General features: G+C 65.7%; 3 protein-coding genes. 1 reads left to right on the top strand and 2 read right to left on the bottom strand.

What is annotated here, in order from left to right; translation table 11 throughout:
• The first annotated feature begins 196 nt into the window (after positions 1–196).
• Positions 197–1,192, top strand: a complete 996-nt coding sequence (locus JZ791_RS43705) for an acyl-ACP desaturase (RefSeq protein WP_216903804.1) — start codon at positions 197–199, stop codon at positions 1,190–1,192.
• Between the two features lie 59 nt (positions 1,193–1,251).
• Here JZ791_RS43705 and JZ791_RS43700 read toward each other — a convergent pair whose 3' ends face one another.
• Positions 1,252–1,992, bottom strand: a complete 741-nt coding sequence (locus JZ791_RS43700; protein WP_438804644.1) for a VIT1/CCC1 transporter family protein — start codon at positions 1,990–1,992, stop codon at positions 1,252–1,254.
• Positions 1,993–2,258: 266 nt separating this feature from the next.
• The coding region (locus JZ791_RS43695) for a class I SAM-dependent methyltransferase (RefSeq protein ID WP_216903802.1) at positions 2,259–3,356 on the bottom strand (1,098 nt) is incomplete at its 5' end.

Below are 3,356 nucleotides of genomic sequence, written 5' to 3'. Positions count from 1 at the left end.
CAGGAGTACGGTCCTATTTAACGCAACGCGCCCTCCCTCCCACCCGCGCCCGGCTGGGTCGGACTACATTATCGGGGGCGGAGCCGACCGGAGTTGCCGCAGGACACGCAGCAATTCGGTCGCAATTGCACTGTACCGCTTTCTTCGCGCACCGTCTCTTCACGCCGATCCGACGTTCGAGGAAGGGCTTCTCATCGTGGTCAGGAACCTGACACAGCTCGAACTGCTCATGGAGCTGGAACCCGTCGCCGCGCAGAATGTCGATCGGCATCTGTCGATGGCCAAGGACTGGCATCCGCACGACTATGTGCCCTGGGACAACGGCCGCAACTTCGCCGCGATGGGCGGACAGGACTGGGATCTGGAACAGTCCGGTTTGAGCGAGGTGGCACGCGCGGCGATGATCACGAATCTGCTCACCGAGGACAATCTGCCCTCGTATCACCGCGAGATCGCCGAGAATTTCTCCCAGGACGGCGCGTGGGGCACGTGGGTGGGCCGCTGGACCGCCGAGGAGAACAGGCACGGAATCGCCATCCGCGACTATCTGGTGGTGACCAGGGCGGTGGATCCGGTCGCCCTGGAGCGGGCCCGAATGATCCATATGACCCAGGGGTACAACCCGGTCAAGCTGATCCGCGACGGCGGCGGGGATATCGGGTTGGTGACCGATCGCGGATTCCTGCACTCGGTCGCATATGTCACATTTCAGGAATTGGCGACCCGTGTCTCCCATCGCAATACCGGCCGGGTGTGCAACGACCCGATCGCCGACCGCATGCTGCAGCGCATAGCCCTGGACGAGAACCTGCACATGATCTTCTACCGCAATCTGTGCGGCGCGGCGCTGGAGATGGCGCCCGACCAGACACTCGAGGCGATTTCCGAGATCATCCGGATTTTCCAGATGCCCGGCTGGGGAATGCCGGACTTCCGGCGCAACGGCGTGCTGATGGCCAAGCACGGCGTCTACGATCTGCGCCAGCACCTCGAGGAGGTGGTGATGCCGGTGCTGCGGAAGTGGAACGTGTTCGAGCGCAACGACTTCAGCTCTCGCGGGGATCGACTGCGCAATGAGCTCGGCGAATTCCTGGACAAGCTGCAAGCCGACTGCGTGCGATTCGAGGAACAGCGGGACCGTGCGCTGGCACGCGAGGCGCGCAAGCGAGAATTGGTGCACACCGAGGCGTGATGTCAGCCGATCATCGAACCACCCCGGGCCGAACTCTTCTCGGCGAGCGAGCAGGGTCTCTATATCGCCAGGCCGACCAGATGGCCGATCCCGTAGGTCACCGCCATGGCCAGGGCGCCGCCGAGCAGCACTCGCACGGTCGCCCGCAGCACCGGCGCCTGGCCCAGTTTCGCGCCGACCGCACCGGTGAACGCCAGCGCGAGCAGCACCGCGATCACCGTCACCGGTATCCGGATCGCGACCGGGGTGATGATCGCCAGCAGCGGCAGCAGCGCGCCGACGGTGAACGACAGCGCCGAAGAGAAGGCCGCGTGCCGCGGATTGGTCAGATCGGTGGGGTCGATGCCCAGTTCCGCCTCGGCATGCGCGGTGAAGGCGTCGTTCTCGGTGAGCTCCTCGGCCACCTGCCAGGCTGTCGCCGGCGACAGGCCCTTGCCCTCGTAGATCGCGGCCAGCTCGGCCAGTTCTTCCTCCGGCTGTTCGGCCAGCTCGCGACGCTCCACCTCGAGGACCGCGCGCTCGCTGTCGCGCTGGGTGCTCACCGACACGTACTCGCCGAGGGCCATCGAGACCGCACCCGCGGCCAGGCCCGCGATTCCCGCGGTGAGAATCGTGGTGCGCGTCGATGTGGCCGCCGCCACACCGACGACAATTCCCGCCACCGAGACAATTCCGTCATTGGCCCCCAGCACCCCGGCCCGCAACCAATTCAGACGCGCCGCCAGACCGGGGGCATGGGTCTCCGAATGGAGTTCCGGCTCCGGCGTAACACTCTCGAGTACTGCCTCATCACTCAGCACGAGTCCAACATTAACGACTCTTCGGGCACCTCACCAGCAATGGAAGGCTAGCCGAAATGAGGTAAACCATTGCAAACGAAGGGTTTACATACCTAACCTGCGAGCGCCTGCTATCCCCCGAGACCCGGTCCAGGATATATCTTCTCCCGATCGGCTGTCCCGAAACGCTCTCGGTGAACCCCGGGCAAAGTCACGACGGCACCAGTATGCCCAGCTCGTCATACCGCACAATGCGACCCCGGCGACCGGGGTCGCACCGGCGATCGTCAGTTATTGTGCACGGCGGTGAGCCACTGCTCACGGACCAGCGGAATTCCGCTGTGGCCCTGCTCATCCGGGCGCACGGCCAGAGTTTGGTTCACGCGCAGTACATTTCGCTCGAAGCCGATAGCCGAGACGGCCATGTATACCTCCCAGACCCGTACGCGCCCTTCAGATGTGCACCGAACACACTGTTCCCTGTGCTCGGCCAGATTGTGCAGCCAGGCGCGCAGCGTGCGGGCATAGTGCTCGCGCAGGAAGTGCACGTCCCGCACCTCGAATCCGGCCTCCTCGAGCGCCCCGGTCACCGTCGCGATCGGCAGCAGGTCGCCGTCGGGGAAGACGAAGGCGTCCCGGAAGTTTCGCCGCCCGCCGCGCGGGGCGCTCGGTTGCCCGGCGATCTGGTGGTTGAGCAGCCGCCCGCCCGGCCGAAGCATCCCGTACAGCGACCGCGCGTAATGCGAATACTCCTGGAGTCCGACGTGTTCGGCCATGCCGATACTGGAGATCGCATCGAAATCCCGATCCGGAAGCTCACGCCAGTCCTGTTCCCGGATCTCCACCCGCTCGGTCAGGCCGGCATCGGCCACCCGCCGGCGGGCCAGCTCGGCTTGTTCATTGGACAGCGTGATGCCCAGAACACGCACGCCGTACTCGCGCGCGGCGTGGATGGCGAACGACCCCCATCCGCACCCCACGTCGAGCACCCGCATCCCCTCGTGCAACCCGAGCTTGCGGCAGATCAGATCGAGTTTCGCCGCCTGCGCCCGCTCCAGCGTGTAATCGGGGTCCTCGGACCAATAGGCACAGGAATACACCATCGACGGCCCGAGCACATCCCGGTAGAAATCGTTTCCGACGTCATAGTGGCTGCTCACCGCCGCCTTGTCGCGCGAGCGCGAATGTATCCGGCCCGCCACCCGGAACTCCTCCGGCGGCGGGCTCGGACGACGCCCGATGGCTCCGACCTTCAGGGCCGTGACGATGACCTGCGCGCGCTCCCGCCACCGCAACCGGCGCCGCCGCCGGATTCCCAGCCCGAAATCCGCCACGGCGTCCAGCACATCGACGACGTCGCCCTCCACCTCGATCTCCCCCGCCAC

The organism is Nocardia alni (assembly GCF_019038435.1).
GTDB classification, from domain to species: domain Bacteria; phylum Actinomycetota; class Actinomycetes; order Mycobacteriales; family Mycobacteriaceae; genus Nocardia; species Nocardia alni.
The sequence above is the reverse complement of the archived record's forward strand: the minus strand, read 5'-3'. Positions and strand labels throughout refer to the sequence as shown.